Annotated in this window: 21 protein-coding genes; 13 read left to right on the top strand and 8 right to left on the bottom strand. The window is 67.3% G+C overall.

Translation table 11 applies throughout. The features are described 5' to 3' along the window. The 3 genes from MRBLAR12_RS07295 to MRBLAR12_RS07285 form a co-directional block, all read right to left on the bottom strand. Entirely contained in the window at positions 1-1,629 is a 1,629-nt protein-coding gene (locus tag MRBLAR12_RS07295; protein WP_364744793.1) for a DUF4389 domain-containing protein, read from the bottom strand. A 109-nt stretch (positions 1,630-1,738) separates the two neighbouring features. Next, positions 1,739-2,794: a zinc-dependent alcohol dehydrogenase family protein gene (locus MRBLAR12_RS07290; RefSeq protein ID WP_229994237.1), complete on the bottom strand. Its 1,056-nt coding sequence runs from the start codon at positions 2,792-2,794 to the stop codon at positions 1,739-1,741. Then, complete coding sequence (locus MRBLAR12_RS07285) at positions 2,791-3,126, bottom strand: hypothetical protein (RefSeq protein WP_229994238.1); 336 nt, start codon at positions 3,124-3,126, stop codon at positions 2,791-2,793. The genes MRBLAR12_RS07290 and MRBLAR12_RS07285 overlap by 4 nt, the downstream gene beginning before the upstream one ends. A gap of 276 nt (positions 3,127-3,402) precedes the next feature. Here MRBLAR12_RS07285 and MRBLAR12_RS07280 point away from each other — a divergent pair, with 276 nt between their 5' ends. Further along, positions 3,403-4,965: an amidohydrolase gene (locus tag MRBLAR12_RS07280; protein WP_364744789.1), complete on the top strand. Its 1,563-nt coding sequence runs from the start codon at positions 3,403-3,405 to the stop codon at positions 4,963-4,965. A 38-nt stretch (positions 4,966-5,003) separates the two neighbouring features. Here the strand turns inward: MRBLAR12_RS07280 and MRBLAR12_RS07275 are convergent, their stop codons facing one another. Both MRBLAR12_RS07275 and MRBLAR12_RS07270 read right to left on the bottom strand, forming a co-directional pair. Beyond that, positions 5,004-5,513 (bottom strand): hypothetical protein, encoded by a 510-nt coding sequence (locus tag MRBLAR12_RS07275; protein ID WP_364744787.1) that lies wholly within the window; start codon positions 5,511-5,513, stop codon positions 5,004-5,006. Between the two features lie 64 nt (positions 5,514-5,577). After that, a complete protein-coding gene (locus MRBLAR12_RS07270) occupies positions 5,578-7,281 on the bottom strand; it encodes a serine hydrolase (protein WP_364744784.1) in 1,704 nt (567 codons plus the stop codon). 521 nt (positions 7,282-7,802) lie between these two features. Between MRBLAR12_RS07270 and MRBLAR12_RS07265 the strand changes: the two genes are divergently transcribed. Next, entirely contained in the window at positions 7,803-9,431 is a 1,629-nt protein-coding gene (locus MRBLAR12_RS07265) for an HNH endonuclease (RefSeq protein WP_364744781.1), read from the top strand. A 120-nt stretch (positions 9,432-9,551) separates the two neighbouring features. Here MRBLAR12_RS07265 and MRBLAR12_RS07260 read toward each other — a convergent pair whose 3' ends face one another. After that, positions 9,552-9,767 carry a hypothetical protein gene (locus MRBLAR12_RS07260; RefSeq protein WP_364744778.1) on the bottom strand — a complete coding sequence of 72 codons (216 nt, stop codon included), beginning with the start codon at positions 9,765-9,767 and terminating at the stop codon, positions 9,552-9,554. A 454-nt stretch (positions 9,768-10,221) separates the two neighbouring features. Here MRBLAR12_RS07260 and MRBLAR12_RS07255 point away from each other — a divergent pair, with 454 nt between their 5' ends. Further along, a complete protein-coding gene (locus tag MRBLAR12_RS07255; RefSeq protein ID WP_091564911.1) occupies positions 10,222-10,839 on the top strand; it encodes a uracil-DNA glycosylase in 618 nt (205 codons plus the stop codon). 49 nt (positions 10,840-10,888) lie between these two features. Here the strand turns inward: MRBLAR12_RS07255 and MRBLAR12_RS07250 are convergent, their stop codons facing one another. Further along, a complete protein-coding gene (locus MRBLAR12_RS07250; RefSeq protein ID WP_364744775.1) occupies positions 10,889-12,142 on the bottom strand; it encodes a type II toxin-antitoxin system HipA family toxin in 1,254 nt (417 codons plus the stop codon). Further along, positions 12,139-12,441 (bottom strand): helix-turn-helix transcriptional regulator, encoded by a 303-nt coding sequence (locus MRBLAR12_RS07245; protein ID WP_229996151.1) that lies wholly within the window; start codon positions 12,439-12,441, stop codon positions 12,139-12,141. Before MRBLAR12_RS07245 ends, MRBLAR12_RS07250 begins: the two co-directional genes overlap by 4 nt. A 313-nt stretch (positions 12,442-12,754) precedes the next feature. Between MRBLAR12_RS07245 and MRBLAR12_RS07240 the strand changes: the two genes are divergently transcribed. The 10 genes from MRBLAR12_RS07240 to MRBLAR12_RS07195 all read left to right on the top strand — a co-directional run. Further along, complete coding sequence (locus tag MRBLAR12_RS07240) at positions 12,755-13,366, top strand: hypothetical protein (RefSeq protein ID WP_364744772.1); 612 nt, start codon at positions 12,755-12,757, stop codon at positions 13,364-13,366. A 115-nt stretch (positions 13,367-13,481) separates the two neighbouring features. After that, positions 13,482-14,243: a YcnI family protein gene (locus MRBLAR12_RS07235; RefSeq protein ID WP_229996197.1), complete on the top strand. Its 762-nt coding sequence runs from the start codon at positions 13,482-13,484 to the stop codon at positions 14,241-14,243. Positions 14,244-14,356: 113 nt separating this feature from the next. After that, positions 14,357-15,052, top strand: coding sequence for a FadR/GntR family transcriptional regulator (locus MRBLAR12_RS07230; protein WP_229996198.1), 696 nt, complete (start codon positions 14,357-14,359; stop codon positions 15,050-15,052). Positions 15,053-15,141: 89 nt separating this feature from the next. After that, complete coding sequence (locus MRBLAR12_RS07225; RefSeq protein WP_364744768.1) at positions 15,142-16,203, top strand: asparaginase; 1,062 nt, start codon at positions 15,142-15,144, stop codon at positions 16,201-16,203. Positions 16,204-16,211: 8 nt separating this feature from the next. Then, positions 16,212-17,627 (top strand): aspartate ammonia-lyase, encoded by a 1,416-nt coding sequence (locus tag MRBLAR12_RS07220; RefSeq protein ID WP_364744765.1) that lies wholly within the window; start codon positions 16,212-16,214, stop codon positions 17,625-17,627. A gap of 27 nt (positions 17,628-17,654) precedes the next feature. Beyond that, positions 17,655-19,253, top strand: a complete 1,599-nt coding sequence (locus MRBLAR12_RS07215) for an amino acid permease (protein ID WP_364744762.1) — start codon at positions 17,655-17,657, stop codon at positions 19,251-19,253. Positions 19,254-19,384: 131 nt separating this feature from the next. Then, the gene (locus MRBLAR12_RS07210) at positions 19,385-20,701 is read left to right on the top strand and encodes an ATP-binding protein (protein ID WP_229996061.1); all 1,317 of its coding nucleotides are present in this window, start codon (positions 19,385-19,387) and stop codon (positions 20,699-20,701) included. 196 nt (positions 20,702-20,897) lie between these two features. After that, positions 20,898-22,187, top strand: coding sequence for a GAF domain-containing protein (locus MRBLAR12_RS07205; RefSeq protein ID WP_229996060.1), 1,290 nt, complete (start codon positions 20,898-20,900; stop codon positions 22,185-22,187). Between the two features lie 331 nt (positions 22,188-22,518). Beyond that, complete coding sequence (gene adhP / locus MRBLAR12_RS07200) at positions 22,519-23,529, top strand: alcohol dehydrogenase AdhP (protein ID WP_364744844.1); 1,011 nt, start codon at positions 22,519-22,521, stop codon at positions 23,527-23,529. Between the two features lie 113 nt (positions 23,530-23,642). Next, positions 23,643-24,337: AMP-binding protein (locus tag MRBLAR12_RS07195; protein WP_364744758.1), on the top strand; the 695-nt coding region annotated here is incomplete at its 3' end.

Raw genomic sequence — 24,337 nt, 5'->3', positions numbered from 1 at the left:
CTAGATTCTGGGCGGCCCTCCGGGGTCTCCACCGCCGGGGCTTACCGCGGGTCCGACGGCCGGACCACCCGCAGGCCCTGCGTAAGCCGGTACCGGCAGCTCGCCCGGATCGACGGGACCCATATCGATGTGGAACGGCGGATATTCGTCCCGCATGAGGGCAACGTAGGCGATGACGCGGTAGATCCAGCGGTTCAGACCGAGCAGGAGGTCGAAGATCCCCCGCCAGTATTGACCTGTGAACAACAGGATCACACCGGCAATGAGGACCAGCAGCCCCAGGAGGGAGATGCCCACTCCATGCTGTTCCCACTGGCCGTCACGGTACTCCCACGTCCTCGCGGTCCCCGTCAGGACACCGATGATCAGCAGATGCGGAATGGCCAGCAGCCACGATTTCACCAGCACCAGGCCGCGGGATAGCCGTTCGGGATAGTCGACGTCGAAGTCCGCCGGGTAATCCGTGCGAGCCAGCGTGAAGGGCGGATAGGCGTCCGTTCCGATCGCGCTGAAGGCGTAGAAGGCCACGCGCCAGTTCCAGCGGATCACGCCGGCATTGAAATTGAACAGCGAGCGCGGGTAGCGCGCTGTGAACAGGATCGCGAACCAAGCCACGATCGTGACCACTCCGAAGGCGAACCAGAGGAAGAACAGGATGATGCAGTGCGGGATGGCCAGGAACCACTTCACGAGCCACATCCACCGTGAGAGATTCGGGTCGAGATAGCCGTGGAGGCGCGCCGGGTAGACGTACGGGGTAGTCGCTCCCGGGGTCACCGGATACTGAGGTCCCGGCGCGGCAGCGTAGGCCGCTACAGCACCCGGCGGGGCTGCGGTGTTCTGCTGGCCGGGGGCGGCCCCGGGCGGGTAGGGTCCGGCCTGATACGGCTGGCCGGGCTGGGCTGGCAGGTAGCCGGGAGGGACTCCGCTGCCGGTCCCGCCTTGGCCCGGCCCACCACGGCCGAGTCCTGCGGCGCCCAGCACGATCAGCGGCACTCCGATCAGCAGCATCACGAGGCCGCCGATCAGCAGGCCAATGAACATCGGCAAGAACAGATCGGTGCGTGCCCCTGCCTGCAGATTCACGCTTACCGGTGAACTCGCGTCGGCGTTCATGACCACCGCGGCCCAAGCTCCGGAGCGAAGGTCCCATGTCAGTTCCTGTTCCCCCGGGCCCGTGGCAGTCGCGGCCCAGAAGTTCTGCTGCGCCGGATCGGACGGGATGCTGGCACCGTTCACTTCGCGGTACAGCGCGCGGAAGGGGTTGAAACGGACGTCGACGATTTCGGTGCGCCGGACACCGGCCAGGTATGCCGCGACGTCGGCCCGCGGGGCAATTCCGATGAAGATTTCCTTGCCGGGATCGGTGGTGGAACCGCGGAGCAGCACGCTGCCCGCAAAGTCCACCGGGACGCCGTCGTTCACGCCGCCTCCGGTCATGAGATCCAGCCGGGGGGTCGTCAGCGCGTAGGAATTGGCTGAGAACTGCTCCGACGGCGTGATGAAGTACCTGCCGTCGCGCTGCTGGTAATTGACCCAGCCCGCGAAGCCGGCGACCGCCAGCAGTCCCAGACCGACCAGCGCGCAAAGCGAGCCGATCACCAGCATGACAATCCGGCCTGCTTTCATGGCCGCCGTCCTTTCAGATGGTCCGTTTGCCACGCCCGGATGGGCAGGACTTCCGGAAGCTGGCGGCCCGGGCCGCTACCGCCCGAGCGAAGTCAGAGGAAGAACGCTTTCACGCCGTGATCACCACTTTGAGGGCCTTCGTCTCCGCGGCGTGGGCGAAGGTGTCGTACGCCTCCATGAACTCGTCGAAGATGAAGTGGTGGGTGGCGAAACTGTCTGCAGGGATTTTTTGCTGTGCCACGAGCTTGAGCAGCATGGGGGTGGTATTGGTGTTCACCAGGCCCATGCTGATGTTGATGTTCCGGATCCAGAGGTCCTCGACGTGCAGTTCCACGGCTTTGCCGTGCACGCCCACGTTGGCCACGTTGCCGCCGGGCCGCACGATATCTGTACACATCGTGAACGTGGCCGGGATGCCGACGGCCTCGATCGCGACGTCCACGCCCTGCCCGTCGGTCAGGACCATCACCTGTTCCTTCCAGTTGGCAGCGCTGGACAGGACCACATCAGTGGCGCCGAATTCGCGGGATTTTTCGAGCCGGTTCGCGTCGAGGTCGACGGCGATGATCGTCGCGGCGCCGTAAAGTCCGGCGGTACAGATCGCGGCGAGTCCGACCGGGCCTGCGCCGATCACGGCGACTGTGTCGCCGGGCTTGACCCGGCCGTACTGCACGCCGATCTCAAAGCCGGTGGGAAGGATGTCGGAGAGCATCACGGCCTGTTGGTCGCTGACTCCCTCAGGCAGGAGGTGCAGGGAGTTCTCGGCGTACGGGACGCGGACGAACTCGGCTTGGGTGCCGTCGATCAGATGCCCGAAAACCCAGCCGATGCCGGACGTGCCTTCCTCCCCAAGGCAGTGGGAGTAGAGGCCTGTCTTGCAGTTGGCGCAGTGCCCGCAGGACTTGATGCAGGAAATGATGACACGGTCCCCGACCTTGAGGCTGGTGACGGACGCGCCGATCTCCGTGATGGTGCCGACCCCCTCGTGGCCCAGGATGCGGCCCTTGGCCACGGTCGGGACGTCGCCCTTGAGGATGTGCAGATCGGTGCCGCAGATGGTTGTCGTGTCCACCTTGACGATCACATCGCTGGGGCTCTGAATGGTGGGATCGGGGACATCGGTCCACGACTTCTGTCCGGGCCCACCGTAGACGAGGGCTTTCATACGTGCTCCTTGGCTTTGAGGATGACCAGCGGGTCCACGAGGCGCAGACGGCACGGAGTCTCAGTGCCATCGATCCCCGAATACATCAACGAGGCGCGGGCGCGCTCACGGAGTTCCTCGATCGCGGCGGCCGACACGCGGGCGTGCGCGAGGTCGAGCACGAGCTCGAAACTGGGGAGCTTGCTGGTGACGCGTCGGCAAACAACGTACAGTGCCCGCACGTTGGCTACAGTCACCACGCCATGCACGTCGATTCGAGCTGTTTCGGCGTCGGCGTTCAGGCGTATGAAAACTTTGAGTTTGGGGTCCCCCGAATGGTGGTGCATAGTCATGTGGCCGTGGTCTCCTGCCTTTTCCTGCTGAAGCCGGAAAGTGCAAACGCCATTTCCTTCCCCAAGTCGCGGTGAGACCCGTGCCGCATTCCATGAAGTGGTTCCTCCCTCAACTGCGACCTCCCCCAAGTGGCCGTGCAGGAACCTCCCCACATTTAGCTTGGTGGGCACGTCTGGGAGGGGTAAGGGGCAAAAGTCCCTTGTGTGCGTTTTAGGTCCTTCTGGTTTAGGTGCTCCTCGTTAGGTTCAAGAGCGGCGCACGCCTAGCCTGTTTCTATGTCTGCTCCGCTCGATCCCTGCCTCGCGCCGGACCTCGTGCTGGCCTCGGCGCGGCAACCCGGGGACGAAATATGCTTCGACGTTCATCTACGCGGCGGTGCCGTGTCTGCGATCATCCCGTCGCGCCAGGACGCGCCAGCGGTCCCCGCCGCTACCCGTGTGGTGGACCTGGACGGCCGCTATGTCATTCCGGGGCTGTGGGATGAGCATGTCCACATGACGCAGTGGGCGCTGGCCTCCAACCGGATGGACCTTTCCGACGCCGGCTCGGCGCGCGAGGCGGCCGCCGTCGTCGGGTCCCATATCGCCGGATCCCGCGTCACCGGGGCCGGCGACGGATTCACCGGCGGCACTGGCGTCAGCAGGGGCACCGGGGCTCCGGGAGATGTACAAACGCTGGTGGGCGTCGGTTTCCGCGACGCCGTCTGGCCGGACCTGCCCAGCCTTGGCCTCCTCGACGGCGTGACGCGCGGCCGGCCGACGGCGCTGATCAGCCACGACCTCCACTGTGTCTGGCTAAACTCCGCAGCGGCCCAACGCTACGGAGTGCGGGTGGACGCGGACGGGCTGCTCCGGGAAGATCCGGCGTTTGCCCTGACCCGCGCGCTCGGCCGGCTGCCGGATGCGGTGGTGGATAAGTGGGTGCAGCAGGCGGGGCAGGCTGCCGCGGCGCGGGGCGTAGTCGGGATCGTGGACTTCGAGATGACATGGAACCGCGACGCCTGGCTGCGGCGGATCTCCGGCGGCTTCGCTGCCCTGAAGGTTGAGGCGGGGGTCTACCCGCAGGATCTGGACCGGGCCGTGGCCGAGGGCCTGCGGACAGGTTTGGCAGTGGCGGGCAGCGGCGGGCTCCTGACCGTGGGCCCGTTGAAAGTGCTGATCGACGGCTCGCTCAATACCCGCACAGCCTACTGCGTTGACCCTTATCCGAACGGCGGGCACGGCCTGCTGACGGTAAGCGAGCCGGAGTTGCTCGCCCTGCTGGTCCGGGCGCGGCAGGCAGGCTTTGTGCCGGCTGTCCACGCGATTGGCGACGCGGCCAATCGGGTCGCCTTGGATGCGTTTGAGGCGGCGGGCATTGCCGGGCGGGTGGAACATGCCCAATTTGTCCGGAGCGAGGATTTCGCCCGCTTCGGCCGGTTGGGTGTGACCGCGAGCGTCCAGCCGGCGCATGCCCTCGATGACCGGGACGCCGCCGAGGCGAACTGGCCGGGGCGCACGGACCGGTCCTTCCCGCTCCGTTCACTGTTGGCCGCCGGTGCGGCGCTGGCCCTTGGCTCCGACGCTCCGGTGTCCCTGCTGGACCCGTGGACTGCCATGTCCGCTGCCACGGCGCGGGCCCGGCAGGATGGCCGCGGGCCGTGGCATGCCGAGCAGGCGCTCACCCGGCAGGAGGCCCTGACGGCCTCGACCCGCGGCCGCGGCCGGCTCCGCGCCGGGGATCCCGCCGATATTGCAGTGCTCGACGGCGACCCGCTGACTGTTCCCGACGCGGAGTTCGCCGCGATGCCGGTAGCCGCCACACTGTTGGCGGGACGGTTCACCCACGGTGGTCAATAGCTGCCTGCTGTTTTGCCTTTGAGCTATTTGCCTTTGACTTATTTGCCTTTGACCCGGGCCTGGACGAGGTTGGCGAACGGCAGCCGGCCGTAGTCGTCGCGGAATCGGGCGTGGTATCCGGCCTCCGCTTCGTTGACTGCCTCCGCTGGCAGCTCCTTCCAGGCAATCAGGAGGGAGCCGGGATCGGCGAGTTGCCAGATGAGCCTGCCGTCCCAGTGGCCCGGCGGCTTGCCCTTGCCGAAATCGATGAACTCCTGGATTTGCCGGCGAAGGCCGCGGTTGCCTTTGCTGCCGGCGCCCGCTTTGCCGAGATACACGACGTCGGCGCCGTCAATCCACTCGGCGGTCAGCGCGGGTTCCGGGACGGAAGGGTCCTTTTTCTTGAAGACCCCTGCCGTGCTCTTGGGCAGGAACCGCGGCTCATAGCCTGCGGGCTGCAGCACGGCGAAGATCCCGGTCCGCTGCGGGATCCGGTTGATGTCCAGTGCGGCGAGAGTCCTAAACCCCGTAAACCCGTCTTCCTTGAGTGAGCGTCTGTTGATCGGCATAGGTTCCTTGGCTTGGGGGTGTTCGCCCTAGAAGCTTACGGAAGAAGATCACGGAAGTCCGGGCTCAGTCGCGGGTGAAAGTGCCCAGTCCGGTCTGATCGTAGAAATCGAGCCTGACGCTCGACGCCGTGCCGCCGGGGGCAGCGTCCGCACCGGGGGCGAAGATTGCCCCCGCAAGGCCGTTGCCGTTCTCTCCGATGGATTCAAAGCTGAAGGTGTCGCCGTCGAAGTGCTTGAGTGCGAACCTGGTGGCCCTGCCGTCCGGGCCCAGCTCCAGGGTCAGCACGCCGCTCTCCACCGAAACTTTGAGCGGACCGTAGTAGGAGTTCGCGTAGCTTCCGGTGTAGAAATCGTTGCCGCGTGCCGGTTCGACCTGCGGCGGCACCTGGGAGTAATCGACTTTTGGCTTCTCCGCCTCATCGATCTTCTGGAAAACGCCGGCGGTGAATCCGAACCAGTCCACTGTCGGGGCGCCGTTCTGGGCCGTGTCCAGGAATGCGGCGCAGATAGCTTCGGGGATGCCCTGCGGCCGGCCGTTCGTCAGGGCCACAATGCCTAACTGCTCACCGGGGAGCAGCGAGACGGCGGTCGCGGCACCAAGGTTGAAGGCTCCCGAGTGCCCGAGCGAGAGCCGGGCGTGGTCGTCGTAGGAGACATTCCAGCCCAGGCCGTAGAAGCGGGTGCGGGCGGCCGGTGTCCCGGGAGGGCCCGATACCGCGTGCGGGACATGCGTGACACCCAGCGCGTCCGTGGCGATAACCTCGTTGCCCTCAAAACTGCCGTTGGCGAGCTGCAGGCGGATCCAGCGGGCCAGGTCATGCACGGAGGAGCTGGCCCCGCCGGCGGGTGCTTCGGCGTCGGCGTTCCGGGTGTATTTGGCCACCCAGGTCTTGTTACCAGCGGGCACGTGGATCAATGCCCTGTTCGACGCCTTTTGGTAGTCCGCGTGGCGATAGCTCGTGGATGTCATCCCCAGAGGCTTGAACAAGACTTCGTCGGCGAGGTCTGCCCAGGGCAGTTTCATGGCATCGGCAACTGCCAATGCGCCAGCCGTGTAGCCGAAGTTGCTGTAGTTATAGCTCGAGCGGAAGGAGTCCAGCGGCTCCTGGTTAAGGTGGCTGAGAATGTAGGACTGGTCGAATCCGAGGTCCTCGAGCAGATCGCCCGCCCCCGTGCTTAGGCCGCCTTGATGCGACAACAAGTCGGCGACCGTGGCGTTTCGCGTGACGTAGGGGTCTTTCAACGCAAAGCCGGGGCTGTGGTTGATCACCGGCTCCGTCCAGGAGATGGCCTTGCGGCCCACGGCCACGGCCGCCACTGTGGAGGCCAGGGGTTTGGACACCGAGGCCAACTGAAAAACGGTGTCCGCGTCCACCGTTTCGGGCCTGCCCGACTCCCGCACGCCGAAGCCCTTGGCGTACACCATCTGGTCCCTGTAGACCACGGCAACGGCGACCCCGGGAACACCGGTACTCTCCATCGCGCCCTGGACCATCCCGTCCAGCTTGGCCAAGGCGTCGTTGACCTTCTGTTGGTCCAGGAGTGGTTTGACCTGCGGTTCCGGCGCCGGAAGCAACGATGCCGACGGCGTACCGGAGGCGCCGGGGCCACTGCTTGCGGCACCGGCGGGGGCAGTTTGGGCCGTGCAGGCGGCCAGCAGCGGCATCCCCGCTATGCCCGCGGCCCCGACGCCGACCGCCTTAAGTAGCGAGCGGCGGTCCGAGGGCAGCGAGCCGACCCTCATCGCGATAGATTCCCTTTGTTTCATGGACAACCCTCCGCCCGATACCGCCTGGGGCGTCGAGCTGACGCCCTCTCCCATGATGGACCCGCGCCGGTGTTTGAGACAGGGGATGTCGGGTCCGAGGGACTATCGGGGTGCTCGGGGCGGCATCGAGGCTGGGCACGGAAGGCGGGGGCACTCGGGCCGGCCGACGGAAGGCGGGGGCACTCGGGCCGGCCGGCCGTTCTGCGGGTCTGCCAGCCCGTAGGAAACTCAGACATTTTCACCCTCGCCAGTTCCGCCTCTGGCTCTGGCTCTGGCTCCGGCTCCGGCTCCGGTTCCGCCTCTGGCTCTGGCTCTGGCTCTGGCTCTGGCTCTGGCTCTGGCTCTGGCTCTGGCTCTGGCTCTGGACTCAGCATCATTCTGGCGCCCCGCGGTGTCCCGGCATCCGCAGGACCCGCACGTCCCCACCTCGACACCCGCCCGCGAAACCACGTATGGCGCGAACCTCGCGGGCTCCTCCGGCTGTGCCTATTAATGTCAGACCCCCTTGGGAGACTTGATTCATGGACGGCAATCAGGGGCCCGAAGTGGTTCCGGCAGACTCGGCACCGGCAAATGCTGTGACGGTCGCTGCACTGGCCCGGATCCTGGCCTTCCTCCCGGCTCCGGACAGCGCCGCCGCACTGATCGACGAGATCCGGTACCTGGAGGACCTGAAGTCCGCCATGGCAGCCCGGCAGGCCCGGCACGCCGTCGCCTTCGACCTGCTCCAACGCCACGAGCAGACCGCCGCCGGGGTCCCGGCCGAGAAACTCGGCGCCGGGATTGGCGCGCAGATCGCCCTCGCCCGGCGCGAATCCCCCGCCAAGGGCGGCCGGCTCCTGGGCCTGGCCAAAGCCCTGGTCACCGAGATGCCGCATACCCTCGCCGCGCTGCAGACCGGACAGCTCAACGAATGGCGCGCCACCCTGCTCGTGCGCGAAACCGCGTGCCTGGCCGCGGTTGACCGGGCCGCCGTGGACGCGGACCTCGCCGCGGACACGGGCACCCTCGCCGGGGTGGGTGACCGGCGGCTGGTGGCCGCCGCCCGTGCCGCCGCGTACCGGCTGGATGCGCGCACCGTCACCGAACGCGCCGCGCACGCCGCCACCGAGCGGCACGTCAGCCTCCGCCCCGCCCCGGACACCATGTGCCACCTCACCGCCCTGCTCCCGGTCACCGCCGGCGTCGCCGTCTACACCGCCCTGACCCGGCACGCCGACGCCCTCAGGAACAGCGGGGATCCGAGGGGCCGGGGGCAGCTGATGGCTGATGCCCTGGTCGAACGCAGCACCGGCACCCCCGGCGGGATCACCGGGGTCGAAATCCAGCTCGTCATGACCGACCGCACCCTCTTCCAGGCCGACGCCGAACCGGCCCGGCTCCCCGGCTACGGCACCGTCCCCGCCGGCTGGGCCCGCAGCCTCATCAACGGCACAGCGGCCACAGAATCCGCCGGATCCCCTAAACCCGGTGGCTCGGCAGGCAGTTCCCCGGAAGCCGTCGGCGGCGCGGCCCAGAGCACGGACACGGAGACAGGACTTGGCATCGGGGGCGGGCCCGCCCCCGGCACGGGCCCCGGCGGCATAGCCGGCGGTTCCCCGGGACCCGGCAGTCCCCCTAGACCAAAGGGCGCTGCCGGGACATCCGATGACACCGCGTTCGGCGTGTGGATCCGCCGGCTCTACACCCACCCCGGCACCGGCGGGCTCGTCGCGATGGACTCCCGCACCCGGATCTTCCCGCCCGGGCTCCGCCGCCTCATCCAAGTCCGCGACGAAACCTGCCGCACCCCGTACTGCGACGCGCCCATCCGCCACCTGGACCACATCATCCCCTGGCACCACGGCGGCCAAACCTCCCAGGCCAACGGCGCCGGACTCTGCGAAGCCTGCAACCACACCAAGGAAACGCCCGGCTGGACCGCCCGCCCCGCACCCGGATCCGCTTCCAGCCTCAGGGACAGGCACAGGCACACCATCGAACTCACCACCCCCACGAGCCACACCTACCACTCCACCGCGCCACCCCTGCCGGGCACGCCGCTCCGCCGATCAGCCACGGATCAGCCGGGCTCCCGCGACCGGCGCCAGCTCCGTCACCAGGCCAAAACGCTGAAGCGCGGGAGGTTCAATGTGGTTGCTGCAGCCTAGGGACCAGTCAGCTGGCTGCCGTGCGGGACCCGGCTGACGCTGGCCGGGCCACCGGAGGTCGGGCGACGGGCCGCTACTCGAAGAACTCGATTCGCGGCTCGCCTTGGACTCCGCCACGCTTCATGGCGTCCAGCAGTTCTGGGTTGGCAAAGAAAAACCGCGCGTTGTCGACGGAATCGAAGTAGTGAAGCACGAGGACGGCGTTGGGTCGCCTGCCAACTGGTGGACGGACTGCTGGGTAACGCCGCTGCTGGACTGCAGTTCGGCCACGGAATCGTAGACTTTGCGCCATTCGTCGTAGTCGGCAACCTTATGAAAAACCACGGAAAGTGCCATGGCGATGCTCCTTGCTGGGACGGGGAGCTGCCCGCGACGGGGGCTCCACGTTCGGTTGGAAAGCGACCGGTCCCAGCCTCTGGCCGCGCTGACAAATTTGACCCGGCGACGGCGACGGCGACGGCGACAAAGAAAAACGCCCTCCCACCCCGGGTGGCGGGCTGACGTCAGGCCTGCAGGTACCTTCGCGATCTCGCTATGAGACGGCTCGGACACTTCCATGTCCCGAACAACCCGGCGTCATCAGTTGGTTACCTGCAGGCGCTTTAAGCCTACGCCCGCCTCAACTCCATCACCAGAGGCCGAAAGCCACCGGCCCCACCACGAAGACCATCGTGACAACCCCACTATGGAGGCCCGGCCACAAAGGCCCCGGCCGAAACACCCCCCGCCGCAAAAGCGTAGAGTGGAGGAAGCCGCCTGATTCTGGACGCCAAGTGCTGAGGGAGAAATCGTGACGATTGACTGGGACGAAAAAAAGACCCTGCTGCAGGAGCCGAACATCGCCGCCGTGACGCAACTGTGCGACGAACTCATGGAGAAGAAGCCTGGATCGGTGGTCCCGTACATCGACCCCATCCATGATGAGGACGAATGCCGGATCGTCAGCCTGCATATCAGCCCCGGCAAGGGCACAGAATCGGGCTTTGTTTCGCACTTCAACGACGATGAAGCCGCACGCCGCGCCACCTCCATCTACGAGGCCGCAGAGCTCGATCCCCGCTATGTGATGCCGTGGAACGCGTACCCGTGGATCCGCGATCCGGACGCTTCCTCGGCCCTGAACGTCCAGGAGAAGACGGACGGCCTTCGGCCCTTCCGCCAGTTCCTCAAGATCAACAAGCGCGTCTCGGCCGTTATTGCCCATGGCGCGGACGCCCACTCCTTCCTGACGCTCTTCGAGAAGACCTACCATTCCTCGCTGAAGAACCATGGCGTCAAGATCTACAAGGCCACCGCGCTCGGCGGCCGCGCCTTCGCAGTCTCTCCGGCCAAGCAGGAAGAGCTGCTCGCCAAGAACGTTGAAGTCTACAAAGACGCCATGCAGCGGGCCGGCATCCAGCACCTCTGAGGCTTCACGCAGCAGCATCCGACGCTGGCAACAACCGACGCCGGCGGCCTCAGCCCGCCAGCAGCCTGCGCCGGTGCTTGAGTTCCTTGACCCAGTCGCGGGTGACTAGCGCCGAAAACGGCGAGGCGCCGTCGTCGGTCATGGAGCGGAACGCCGTGCCCGCCTGAAGGTCCGCCAGCAGCGGCTCCGACGCCCTCAGCGCGAGTTCCAGCACCTGGACAGCCGCACGCTCGGTCAGCCCCATCCCCGCGGCCCAGCCCAGGAAGTGCTTCCGGGAGATCCCCGTCCGTTTGCCGTCCAGGGTCAGGGCCAGTGTCTTGTCCCCGTAGACCACAGTGGAGGGGATGTCGTACACCGGCGCAATGGACCACTCGCCGGCCGGTTGCTGCACCATGGAAACGTTTTTTGCGTGCAGGTCACCGTTGCCCGTAAGCCACGCAAATGCCGCCTGGAGGGCCAAATTCCGCAGCGCGGGCAGCGGCGCCGCGCAATACGCCGCAAGCGCATGGCACACCTGCCCGTATCCCACGTTGTACTTGTCCGCAGGGTAAAGCCCCAGCACCTGTGCCCCGTCCTCGACGGCGAGCCGCTGCACCGCCCCGGCCGCCGCCTTGGGCGCACCGGATACAGGCTCACCGGATACAGGCACCCGGTCGAAGCGCTCCACGAGCAACCCCGGCCGGCCAGCGACGTCGCGGATCAGCTGGACCCGGCTCAAGGGGATCCGCAGCCGGGCCGCGTAGCGGAACATCACAAATTCGTTTTCGACGACGTGCGGGAACTCGGGCGCATTGAGTTTGAGGATGTACCGTCGGCCGGCGCTGGCCACCGGCATGGAGATCATGCCTGCGGACAGCTTGTCCTGCACGCCGGCCAACGCCACCGGGTCGATCAGCCCGGAATCCCCCAGAAGGGCCTCGAAATCCAGGGGCGTCCCGGGGTCAAGCTCGACGGCGTGCTCGTCCGGGTCCAGCTTCTCGCCATGGCCAACGATTTGCACGTCACCCACCGGGTTGGCACCGGCCGCGATGAGCAGGGACAGCTCATCGTCCACGCTGGTCTTGATGGAGCGGCGCAGTGCATTCAGCCGCCGGCCCTCCGGCAGGAGCCCGGTGAAATACGGCGGGGCTGCCCCCGCCGCGGACAGCACCGGGTCCGGAGCCAGCGGCAGGGAACTCGCGACAGCTGGTCCCCCGGAAGCCAGATAGGCCGGCAAGTAGCTGAACCTGGTGCCGCCGTCGTGCCGTTCCAGCCGTGCCGCCAGCACGCCGGCCTTGTAGATGTCTGCGATGCGGTGCCTCATGGCCGGACTTCCGGGCCGTTCCGCAGTTCGCTGTGGGCCCGAAGTTCGTCGTTGTCCCGAGGGCCGGCGAGGCTCCGGGCGGCGGCGCTGGTGCGGGTCTGGACCCGGAGCTCCAGCCCCAACGTGTCAATGAGCGCCAGCAGGGAATCCAACTGCACCGTGCGTTTGCCCTGTTCGACAAACCGGACGAAGCGCTCTGAGACCCCGGCCAGTTCGGCCAATTCGCGCTGGCTCAACCGGAGCGACCCGCGCCGGGCCCGGACGTCGGCTGCGAGCTCGTCCGGAAACGAGTTCTCCATGGCCGCCTCCCCGTTGATCAAAATACGCCCGAGCCACCCTGCCCCCATAGGTACGAACGTGCCGTTTTGCGTGCATTTTCAGTATAGAGCGAACAAATGCGCCTGCACAGTGCTATTCCGGCACGTTCGTACCGGCGCGGGTGCAAATGGCAGGGACAGCCTGCTGGGGATGCAGGCCTGGGATTCATGGCGCCCGCAGTCACAGAACGGACGGCTCTGCCGGGTGGGGGCGTAGCGGTGCACAATGACCCTTAGGATTTAAGGGGCCCAAGAAAACCAGCCCGCCCAGGGAATCCGGAAAGGACTGCTCAGCATGACGCACGCTTCCTTCCGGCTGTTCCGCACCGGGCTGATCGGATCCATCATCGTGGCACTGGCGGCCGGCGGCCACCTGGCCGGCGGGGGGCGGCTGCCCGAGCCGGTGATCGTGACGGCGCTGTGTGCCGTGGCAATCGTCCCGGTGGCCATCCTGACCCGCTTCCGACTGTCCTTTCCTGCCCTTGCCGGGCTGCTGGGAGTGGGCCAATTGTGGCTGCACTGGTCGTTCGGCGCTCTGTCCGCAGGGGCGCCCGCGGCCGGCCGGGCGCGGATGGTCGAGGGCCATCCGGGCCATGCGGCGGCTGCCATTTCCCCGGAGATGCTCGACCCGTCCATGGCGGTGTCCGCGGCCGATATGGGCGGAGCCATGTTCGCCGCCCACGCGGTGGCTACCCTCGGCACGGCGCTGCTGCTCGCCCGCGGTGAGCGGGCACTGTCCGCACTGGCCTCCTGGCTGCGCCCACTCGTGCAGCTGCCCCGCCCCTGCCCCGCAATGCCGATGCGCGCTCCCGGCCCCTGCACAGTCAACCTGGCCCTCCCCAAAATCCGGGTTGGCCTCCGCCTGCCGACCCGGCGCGGACCTCCGGAACCGCTGCCCGCCGCCTGACCAACCCCTTTCACACACGGACGGGGGCCACGGGCGGCCACCCGCTGCTACCGCCGGACGAACACCGGACCGGCCGGTTCCCACCGTTTATTCGTTAGTGAAAGGCCCCTTTGCCATGAAATCCTCCCTCCGCCGCACCCTCAAGACCGCCGCGGCCGCCACGATGACCGCCGGCCTGCTCGCCGCCGGCGCTGCAGCCGCCTCCGCCCACGTCCACGTCGACTCCGACGACCCGGCCGCGGGCGGCTACAGCCACCTGACGTTCAATGTCCCCAATGAGTCCGACTCGGCCAAGACCAGCAAGCTCGAAGTCACGCTGCCCACGGACACGCCGTTCACTTCGGTGTCGGTGAAGCCTGTCGAGGGCTGGAAAGCCGTAATCACCACGAGCGAGCTGCCGAAGCCGATCACGATCGCCGGCGCCACGGTCACCAAGGCTCCGAGTTCCGTGGTCTGGACGGCCGACGAGGCCCACCAGATCGGGCCAGACGAATACCAGGCCTTCTCCCTCTCCGTCGGCGTCCTGCCGGACGCGGGAACCACGGTGACGCTGCCGACGGCCCAGACCTACACCGACGGGACTGTCGTGAAATGGGACGAGAAGACGGTAGAGGGGCAGGCGGAACCCGAGCACCCGGCGCCCTCGTTCGTGACCACGGCCAAGGACGCCGATGCCCATGCCGCAGCCCCCGCCGCAGCCACGACTACGACGGCCCCCTCGCCGTCCGCCGCCCCGGTCGCGGAAGCAAGCACATCCGGTGATGCCGGCTCCGTGGCCGGCTGGATCGGCCTGGCCGCAGGCCTGCTCGGACTCGCCGCGGGCCTGACGGCCCTGGCCCGCACCCGCCCGTCCGGGTCAAGTAACTCAGGCAAGTAACGCAGTTAAGTAACCTGCCCCGGACCTCCGGCGCGAGAGACGACGGCGGCCCCGGACATCCGGGGCCGCCGTCACAATTGACACCGCGGTGTGATCCCTGCCATGTTTTAAGGGTGAACCTGTCAGACAGCCGGACAGCAGGACAGCCTTTGGCCCGCCTCAGTGCCGCCGAAGCCGTTTTCAACGTCCTCCGCTCCGAAATCGAATCCGGCAAGCTCGGCGTCGGCGCCAAGCTGAGCTCCGAGGCCAGCCTCGCCCAGCAGTACGGCGTGAGCCGCTCCGTGGTCCGCGAGGCATTGCGCTCCTGCACCGCCCTGGGCCTGACCGTCACCAAGACCGGGCGGGGCACGTTCGTCGTCGCCAACCACGTGGCCAAGGACCTGGTCCTGGGCCAATACTCCGCACGAGACCTCACCGAGGCCCGTCCCCATATCGAGGTTCCTGCCGCCGGACTGGCCGCGGAACGCCGTTCACCCGAGGAGCTGGACACCATGCGGGAGATCGTTGCCGCGATGAGCGGCGAGGACGACCCGGAAGTGTGGGTGGGCCTGGACTCCAGCTTCCACGCGATGATCGCGCGGGCCAGCGGGAACAAGGTGTTCGAAAACGTCGTCGCGGACATCCGGGATGCCCTCGCCCACCAGTCCGAAACCCTGAACATGGTGGCGGACCGCCAGCACGCTTCCGACGAGGAGCACCGGCGCATCCTGGCCGCGATCGAAGCCGGCGACGCGGCGACGGCGCGCATCGCCATGAGCCAGCACCTCCATGCCGTTGGCATCGCCCTCGACTCGATCCTCAACGCCTGACGGCAGATTCCTGACGCCGTTGTCAGCACCAAAAGCACCAACAGAGTGACCAGCCACCACAACCACACCGACCGCCACCAAAGGACGCAATGATTTCCCCTGCTCTCGCGCACGCCCCGACGCCGCTGGCCCCGGAGCGGCTCCCGCAGCACGCCCCGCTCGCGGTCCAGACCCGGGACGGCATCGTCGAAAGCGTCCACTACGGCTCGGTCATAGCCACCGCAGCGGACGGCCGGATCCTCCTGGCCGCCGGCGATCCCCTCGCCCCGTTCTACCCGCGGTCCGCCCTGAAGCCCCTGCAGGCCGTCGCCATGGTCCGTGCCGGGCTGGAGCTCCCGGACGATCTCCTCGCCCTCGCAGCCGCCAGCCATTCCGGAGCCGCCACCCACCGTGACGGCGCGCGGCGCATCCTGGACCTGCATGGCCTGACGCCCGCGGACCTCGAGAACAGTACTGACCTGCCCTACGGCGCCCGCGAGCGAGAGGACTGGCTCGGGGACGGCGGCCAGGCGACCCAGCTGGCGCAAAACTGCTCCGGAAAGCACGCCGCGATGGCTGCCACCTGCGTCATCAACGGCTGGCCGGTCCAGGGTTACCTTGACCCGGCGCACCCGCTCCAGCAACTCGTGGCCCAAACCGTGGTGGACCTGACCGGCGAGGACCCTCAGGCCACCACCACTGACGGCTGCGGCACCCCGCTGTTCGCACTCACCCTGCGCGGCATGGCACGGGCCTTCGGCCGCCTGGCCGCGGCCGCCGGAGCCGGCGGCAGTGCAGTAGCGGGATCCAGTGCGGAAGCCGCCGTCGCCCGCGCCATGCGCCGCCACCCCGAGATGGTTGCCGGCGAAGACCGAGACGTCACCGCGCTGATGCGGCTGGTTCCCGGCATGCTGGCCAAGGACGGCTTCGAGGGCGTCCAGCTGGTGGGCCTCCCGGACGGCCGCGCCGTCGCCGTGAAGGTCTCCGACGGCGGCGACCGCGCCAGGATGCCCGTCACCGTGCGGGTCCTGACCGCGCTCGACGTCGACACCTCGTCCTTGGGGCGCCTCGCCGCGACCCCTGTGCTGGGCGGCGGCCGGCCCGTCGGGCTGCTGCAGGCCACCGATTTCCTCGCTGCCCCCACGACCCCCCGCGCCCCCGACGACCTGTAAGGACCGCCATGACCTCGCTCGACGAACGTGCAGAATTCCGCTCGGAACACGACCTCCTGGGCGACCGGGATGTCCCCGCCGACGCCTACTGGGGCGTCCACACCCTCCGGGCCGTGGAGAACTTCCCCATTACCGGCCAGCCGCTGTCCTCCAACATGCACCTGGTCCGCGGGCTGGCCGCCGTGAAACTCGCCGCCGCACGCACCAACCAGGAACTCGGGCTCCTCGACGCCGAGCGCGCCGCGGCCATCGCGGAAGCCTGCGCCGACGTCATGAACGGCAAGCTCAGCGAACAGTTCGTGGTGGACGTCATCCAGGGCGGCGCCGGGACGTCGTCGAACATGAACGCCAACGAGGTCATCGCCAACCGGGCCCTGGAAATCCTCGGACACCCCAAGGGCGACTACGCCCGGCTGCACCCCAACGACCACGTCAACCTCAGCCAGTCCACCAACGACGTCTACCCCACCGCGGTCAAGCTCGGCACGATCTTCGCCGCCCGGGAACTGCTCGAAGCCCTCACCGAACTCGAGGACGCCTTCGCCGCCAAGGCCCTCGAGTTCCGCACGGTGGTCAAGATGGGCCGCACCCAGCTCCAGGACGCCGTCCCCATGACGCTCGGCCAGGAATTCGGCACCTACGCCGTCACGATCGGCGAGGACCGGCTCCGCCTGGCCGAAGCCGACCTGCTGATCCACGAAATCAACCTCGGCGCCACGGCGATCGGCACCGGCCTGAACGCACCGGCCGGGTACGCCGAGGCCGCCTGCCGGCACCTGGCCGAGATCACCGGGCTGCCGCTGGTCACGGCGGTGGACCTGATCGAGGCCACCCAGGACGTCGGCGCCTTCGTGCACCTCTCCGGGGTGCTCAAGCGGGTCGCCGTGAAGCTCTCCAAGATCTGCAACGACCTCCGGCTTCTCTCCTCCGGCCCGCGCGCCGGATTCGGCGAAATCAACCTCCCCGCCGTGCAGTCCGGCTCCTCGATCATGCCCGGCAAAATCAACCCGGTCATCCCGGAAGTGGTCAGCCAGGTGGCCTACGAGGTGATCGGCAACGACGTCACCATCACCATGGCCGCAGAAGCCGGCCAGCTCCAGCTCAACGCCTTCGAACCGATCATCGTCCACAGCCTCCACAAGAGCATCTCCCACCTGGAAGCCGCCTGCCGCACCCTCACGGCCCGCTGCGTCCGGGGCATCACCGCGAACACCGAACACCTCCGCCTCACGGTGGAACAGTCAATCGGCCTCGTCACCGCCCTGAACCCGCAACTGGGCTACGCCACGGCCACGGCCATCGCGCAGGAAGCCCTCGCCACCGGCAAGGGCGTCGCGGAGCTCGTACTCGAACATGGACTGCTCACCGCCGAGCAGCTCACCGAGCTCCTCAGCCCACAACGCCTGGCCAACCTGAGCAAGTAGCGCACCTCCGAACCCCGAAGGACCCTCATGACTCATCCCGACACTGCCCGCGCCCTAAAACAGCCAACCCAAGAACTACCGGCCCCACCACGAGAAGCCATCTCCGACCACACCATTCCGGCGCATGCCCACGCCTCCGGGGCCGCGCTCCACGCCGAAGACCAGGGCTACCACAAAGGCCTGAAACCCCGGCAGGTCCAGATGATCGCGATCGGCGGCGCCATCGGCACCGGCCTGTTCATGGGCGCCGGCGGCCGCCTCGCCACCGCCGGACCGGCCCTGATCATCAGCTATGCGGTCTGCGGGTTCTTCGCCTTCATGATCCTGCGCGCCCTCGGCGAACTCGTGATGCACCGGCCGTCGTCGGGCTCCTTCGTCTCCTACGCCCGCGAATTCTTCGGCGAGAAAGCCGCGTTCGTTACGGGCTGGCTGTACTGGCTGAACTGGGCCATGACGGCGATCGTGGACATCACCGCCGTCGCGCTGTACATGAACTTCTTCAAGAAGTACTGGGCGCCCATCGCGGACGTACCGCAGTGGGCCTGGGCCCTGGCGGCCCTGATCCTGGTCCTTGGCCTGAACCTCATCAGCGTCAAGGTGTTCGGCGAGCTTGAATTCTGGTTCGCGCTCATCAAGGTCGTGGCGCTCGTGTCCTTCCTGCTCGTGGGCATCTACTTCGTCATCTTCGGCACGCCCGTGGCCGGCCAGGAGGTCGGCTTCAGCCTCATCGCGGACAACGGCGGCATGTTCCCCAACGGCCTGCTGCCGGCCATCGTGGTGATGCAGGGCGTCGTGTTCGCCTACGCCTCGATCGAACTGATCGGCACCGCCGCCGGCGAGACCGAAAACCCGGAGAAGATCATGCCGCGGGCCATCAACACGGTGATTGTGCGCATCGCCGTGTTCTACGTCGGCTCGCTCGTGCTGCTTTCCCTGCTGCTGCCCTACAGCTCCTACAAGGCCGGCGAAAGCCCCTTCGTGACATTCTTCGGCTCCATCGGGGTGGACGGCGTGGACGCCATCATGAACCTCGTGGTCCTTACCGCGGCGCTGTCCTCGCTCAACGCGGGCCTCTACTCCACCGGCCGGATCATGCGTTCGATGTCCGTTTCGGGTTCCGCGCCGAAGTTCGCCGCCCGGATGAACAAGTCCGGTGTCCCTTACGGCGGCATCGCCCTCACTGCCGGCGTGGCTGTCCTGGGCGTGATCCTGAATGCCGTGGTCCCGGCCGAGGCCTTCGAGATCGTCCTTAACGTCGCATCGCTGGGCATCATCAGCACCTGGGCCATGATCGTCCTGTGCCAGATGCAGCTTGCCCGGCTCGCAGCCCGCGGAGAACTGCTCCGGCCCGCGTTCCGGATGCCGGGCGCACCCGTCACGGGCTGGATCACCCTGGCCTTCCTCCTGGCGGTGCTGGTCCTCATGGCCTTCGACTCGCCTGTAGGAACGTGGACCATCGCCTCCCTCGCAGTCATCATCCCGCTCCTGATGCTCGGCTGGCGCCTCTGCCGGCACCGCATCCTGGAGATTGCCGCGGTCCGCGACGGGTTCACCGGCCCGTATCCGCTCGTCGCCAACCGGCCCATGGGCAGCGCCGATGGGAGCGCCGACGGGGATTCGGAGTGACACCCCGGCAGTCCGCCTCCGCGTAACGCAACGTCCCCGCAACCTCTCATGCACCCCGTTCGCATATGCTCAGCAGACCAGCCCACACTGGCGCCCACCGGCTCAGCGACGAACCATCCGGGAGACACTTCATGACCAACTGGCGGATCAGGGACTTCCATTCGGCCGACCTCGACGGCATCCTGCACCTCTGGGAATCCCTCAAAGAATCAAACGTGGAGCCCGTCTACGCGCTCTCGGAGGTCCTGGCCTCCTGCGAAAAGGACCACGCCGTCGTCGCGGTGCAGGGCGAGCAGGTGGTGGGCGCTGCGGTCGGACGGGCCGCGCATGACCAGGGCTGGATCGTTTTCCTGGCCACGTTGCCCGAGTTCCGGGGCCGCGGAATCGGCACCTCGCTGCTGGCCTCGGTCGAGAACCGGATGGCCCCGCACGGGCTCAACAAGCTCTCGGCCCTGATGCCCGAATCCGAAACCCGGGTGGAGGCGTTCCTGGGCCGCGGATTCGCGCTGAAGAAGAATCTGCGCTACTTCGAACGGAAAATCCCGGTCCAGCGCCAGGAGCTGGAACCCCTCAGCCTGCTTGGCGGCCGGATCCTGGCCCGCGACCTGTGGGAGAACGTGGCCGGTATGCGCAACGAGAAGGAACTGCTGGAACGCCGGCTGGTCCTTCCGCTCGCCGAGGCCGACCTCGCCGACGAATACGGCGTGGTGCCGCCGCGGGCAGTGGTCCTCTTTGGACCGCCCGGTACCGGCAAGACGACGTTTGCCAAGGCGATCGCGTCCCGGCTCGAATGGCCGTTCGTGGAGGTTTTCCCCTCCCGGCTGGCCTCCGACCCCAAGGGGCTGGCCGGGGCGCTGCGCGAGACCTTCCTGGAGATCGCCGAACTCGAGCACGCGGTGGTCTTCATCGACGAGGTGGAGGAGATCGCCGCGCAGCGCTCGGGCGAACCGCCCTCTCCCCTGCAGGGCGTCACCAACGAGCTCCTCAAGATCATCCCCGCCTTCCGCGAACAGCCCGGCCGGCTCCTGGTCTGCGCCACCAACTTCATCCGGGCGCTGGATTCGGCGTTCCTGCGCCACGGCCGGTTCGATTACGTCATCCCGATCGGCCTGCCGGACCGGCAGGCCCGCGAGGCGATGTGGCAGCGCTTCATCCCCGTCGCCGTGGTGGACGACGTCGACGTCGAACTCCTGGTGGACCGCACCGAGGGCTTCTCCCCTGCGGACATCGAGTATGCGGCCCGCAGCGCCTCCCAGCGGGCTCTCGAAAAAGCGGTGTACGACGACGGCGGCTTGGCGTCCGGCGGCAGCGCCTCAGTCCGCGAGGCGGTCCGGAAGGGTCCGGCCACCCAGGACTACCTCGATGCGATCGCGGACACCCGCACCACGGTCAGCGCCGAAGTGCACCAGCAGTTCCTCGAGGACATCGACGACCTGGGGCGCGTCTAGATGAACTCCGTCAGCAGGTTGTGAAGGGGCCAGGCCGCGATCAAGGTGCCCAGCGGCAGTATGCTTGTGATTGGGCCACAGTTGGGCCCCAATTTCGCTTGACGACAATGGAGCCACCGTGCGTAGTCCCCGGTCGCTATCTCCAACCCCAGTAACGGCCCCGACGCCGTCTGCTGCCAGGCGTGTCACAGCATCGATGCAGCTCGGCATCAGGTCCGGGCAGGGGCCGCTTCGCAGAATCATTGAAGAGTCCTGGAAGCGTTCGCTGCGGCTGCAGGCCAACCCTGACATGCCGCCGTCCTCGGTACTCCTCGATGGTGAGGCGCTTGAGGAGTACCGTCGCGGCCATCCGCTGGCGTCAATCATGCCGGTGATTAACAAACTGCTGATTCAGCCCAGTTCCGAACAAGGGTTGCTCGTGGCCGTCGGGGATGAGCTGGGCAGGCTCCTGTGGGTCGACGGGGATGCTGCCCTGCGCCGGCGTGCCGAGGGCATGCTCTTCGTTGAGGGCGCGGACTGGTCCGAGGCCAGCGTGGGCACCAGCGCTCCTGGAACCGCCCTGGCGCTGGGCCGCAGCATCCAGGTTTCCGGTCCCGAGCATTTCAACCGGGCTGTTCACGCGTGGAGCTGCACGGCGGTGCCGTTCCGTGATCCAGATACCGGGGCCGTGATCGGAGTCCTGGATATCACCGGCACCGAGACGGCAGTCGCTCCGCATACCCTTTCCCTCGTGGAGGCTGCGGTCGCGGCCGCACAGGCGCAGCTGCGCGTGGAGCGTCTTCTGCTGGCCGCCGCGAAGCGCGACCGGCTCGCACGGCGGCGAAAACCTGTTTCCGCCACCGGGCCCAGAACGGTTCCCAGCAGCCCGGTCCGAAGCCTCTATCGCAACAGCCTGCAGCTGCTCGGCCGCGACCACGCGCTGCTCAGCATCGAAGGAAGAACGGTATCGCTGTCTCCGCGGCACAGTGAGATGCTGGCCCTGCTGAGCATCCATCCGGATGGTCTCAGCGGCGAGGAGCTGGGCAGCATGCTGTTCGGGGAAGTCTCAGCCATGACACTTCGGGCGGAGATGGTCCGGTTGAGGAAAGTCCTTCAGCAGTTCAATCCTGCCGCCGTGCCGGAATCCCGGCCCTACAGACTCACCGTGGACGTGCTGCCGGACGCCGGACAGGTTCTCAGTTGCCTCCAGCGCGGGGCACACAGGGTTGCCCTGGAAATTTATCGCGGCCCGGTGTTGCCTCGCTCGGAGGCTCCGGGTGTGGTGACGCTGCGGAGGCGCGTCTCCACACTCCTTCGGGAGGCGGTTCTAACGGACGGCAGCGCGGAAGCCCTGCTCCAGTATGCGGAACTTCCCGAAGCGAGCGATGACATTGCCGTCCGCATGGCAGCGCTGAAGCTGCTGCCGCCCCGCTCACCCAAGAGGGCTGCGGTGGTGGCCGACCTGGAGCGCCTGGAATCCGAACTCGGAACACGCCAGCCCGGGTGACCTGACTCACAAGGCTGCAACCTCGTCGCAACCCTCCCTTCCCTAAGCTTTAGGCAACAGCCATCATCCTGCTCAGCAGAAGTGCCGGGGATGATTGTGCTTCACACTCCAGACCAGGACTGCCTGGGTCACGTTCCACGGCAGCGACGCGGACTGGAACTGTGGCGGGTTATCCATACCCTGACAATCCGCGGGCCTCACCGCACACCCCAGGTGAGGCTTTCGGCGGACAACGGGCTTCACGCCCGGCTTCTGGCCCGATGTTCAATTCATGCCTGCGCATTATTTGCTGCGGCTACAAAACGACGAAGGAATATCGACAATGACGACGATGAAAGCAGCTGTAGTTACTGAATTTGGTAAGGATCTCCAGATCCAGGACCTTCCTGTCCCCACCCCGGGACGCGGCGAGGCACTGGTCAAGGTCATCACCACGGGTGTCTGCCACACCGACCTGCACGCCGCGGAGGGAGACTGGCCGGTCAAGCCGTCACCGCCGTTCATTCCCGGCCACGAAGGCGTCGGCGAGGTCGTGGCCCTCGGCGAGGGCGTCACCGATCTGGCCGTCGGCGATTTGGTCGGCAACGCGTGGCTCTGGTCAGCCTGCGGCGACTGCCAGTACTGCCGGACCGGCTGGGAAACCCTGTGCGAGACCCAGCAGAACGCCGGCTACAGCGTCGACGGTTCCTTCGGCGAATACATGCTGGTGGACAGCCGTTTTGCCGCCCGCATTCCGGCCGGATCGGACCCGGTGGAAATCGCACCCGTGCTCTGCGCCGGCGTCACCGTCTACAAGGGCCTGAAGATGACCGAGGCCAGGCCGGGCCAGTGGGTCACCATCTCGGGGATCGGCGGACTCGGGCACATCGCCGTCCAGTACGCCGTAGCCATGGGGCTGCGGGTCGCGGCAGTGGACATTGCCGACGACAAGCTCGCCCTGGCCAAGAAGCACGGCGCCGAACTGACCGTCAACGCCCTGCACGAAGACCCCGTCGAAGTCATTCAGCGCGAAACCGGAGGATGCCATGGAGTCCTGGTCACGGCAGTGCACCCGTCAGCGTTCGGGCAGGCCATTGGGATGGCACGGCGTGGCGGAACGATCGTGTTCAACGGGCTGCCGCCGGGGGACTTCCCGGCGCCGATCTTCGAGATTGTGCTCAAGGGCCTGACGGTCCGCGGTTCCATTGTGGGAACCCGGCAGGATCTGGAGGAAGCCCTGGAGTTCTACGCCCAGGGCAAGATCCACCCCACGGTGTCCACGAGGGAGCTCTCCGAAGTGAATGCTGTTCTTGACGAGATGAAGCACGCCAAGATCGACGGCCGCGTGGTCATCAAGTACTGAGCAATCCCGGCTGGCTGCGCCGGCGGCGTATCCCTAGGCACCCTGGGGATACGCCGCCGCCGCAGGCACGCATTTGTCACCGCAGAATATGTAAGAAAGAACAGGGGTTACCCATGTCCAACGCCCGCACCGTGGTATCACCCGGCCTCATCCAGGCAGGCGACGCTTTCGAAAACCTGTCCCAGGAGAACCGCCGGTTCGCGCCTTCGGCCGAGTTCGCGGCGAATGCGGTGGTCACCGCCGGCGAGTACGCCGAGGCCGACGCCGACCGCCCCGCGTTCTGGGCGAAGCAGGCCCGGGGACTGCTGAGCTGGTCCAAGGACTTCACCCAGGCGCTTGACTGGTCCAACCCGCCGTTCGCGAAGTGGTTCGTCGGCGGGGAGGTCAACGCCGCCTACAACGCCCTGGACCGCCACGTCGAGGCCGGCCACGGGGACCGGGTGGCGATCTACTTCGAGGGCGAGCCCGGCGACACCCGCACCTACACCTACGCACAGCTCACCGAGGAAGTGAAGAAGGCCGCGAACGCCTTCGAGTCCCTGGGCGTGGCCAAGGGCGACCGCGTCGCGGTCTACCTGCCCATGATCCCCGAGGCCGTCATCACGCTGCTGGCCTGCGCCAGGATCGGCGCGATCCACTCCGTGGTCTTCGGCGGCTTCTCCGCCGAGGCCCTGCGTTCCCGGATTGACGACGCGGAGGCCAAGCTTGTGGTCACGGCCGACGGCACCTACCGCCGCGGCAAGCCCAGCGCCCTGAAGGCCGCCGTCGACGACGCGTTGTCCCACACGGGAAATGGCGACGGCCACAC

It is taken from the genome of Arthrobacter sp. LAR12-1-1.1 (assembly GCF_040676555.1).
GTDB lineage: Bacteria > Actinomycetota > Actinomycetes > Actinomycetales > Micrococcaceae > Arthrobacter.
This window is presented reverse-complemented; position numbering and strand designations above follow the sequence as displayed.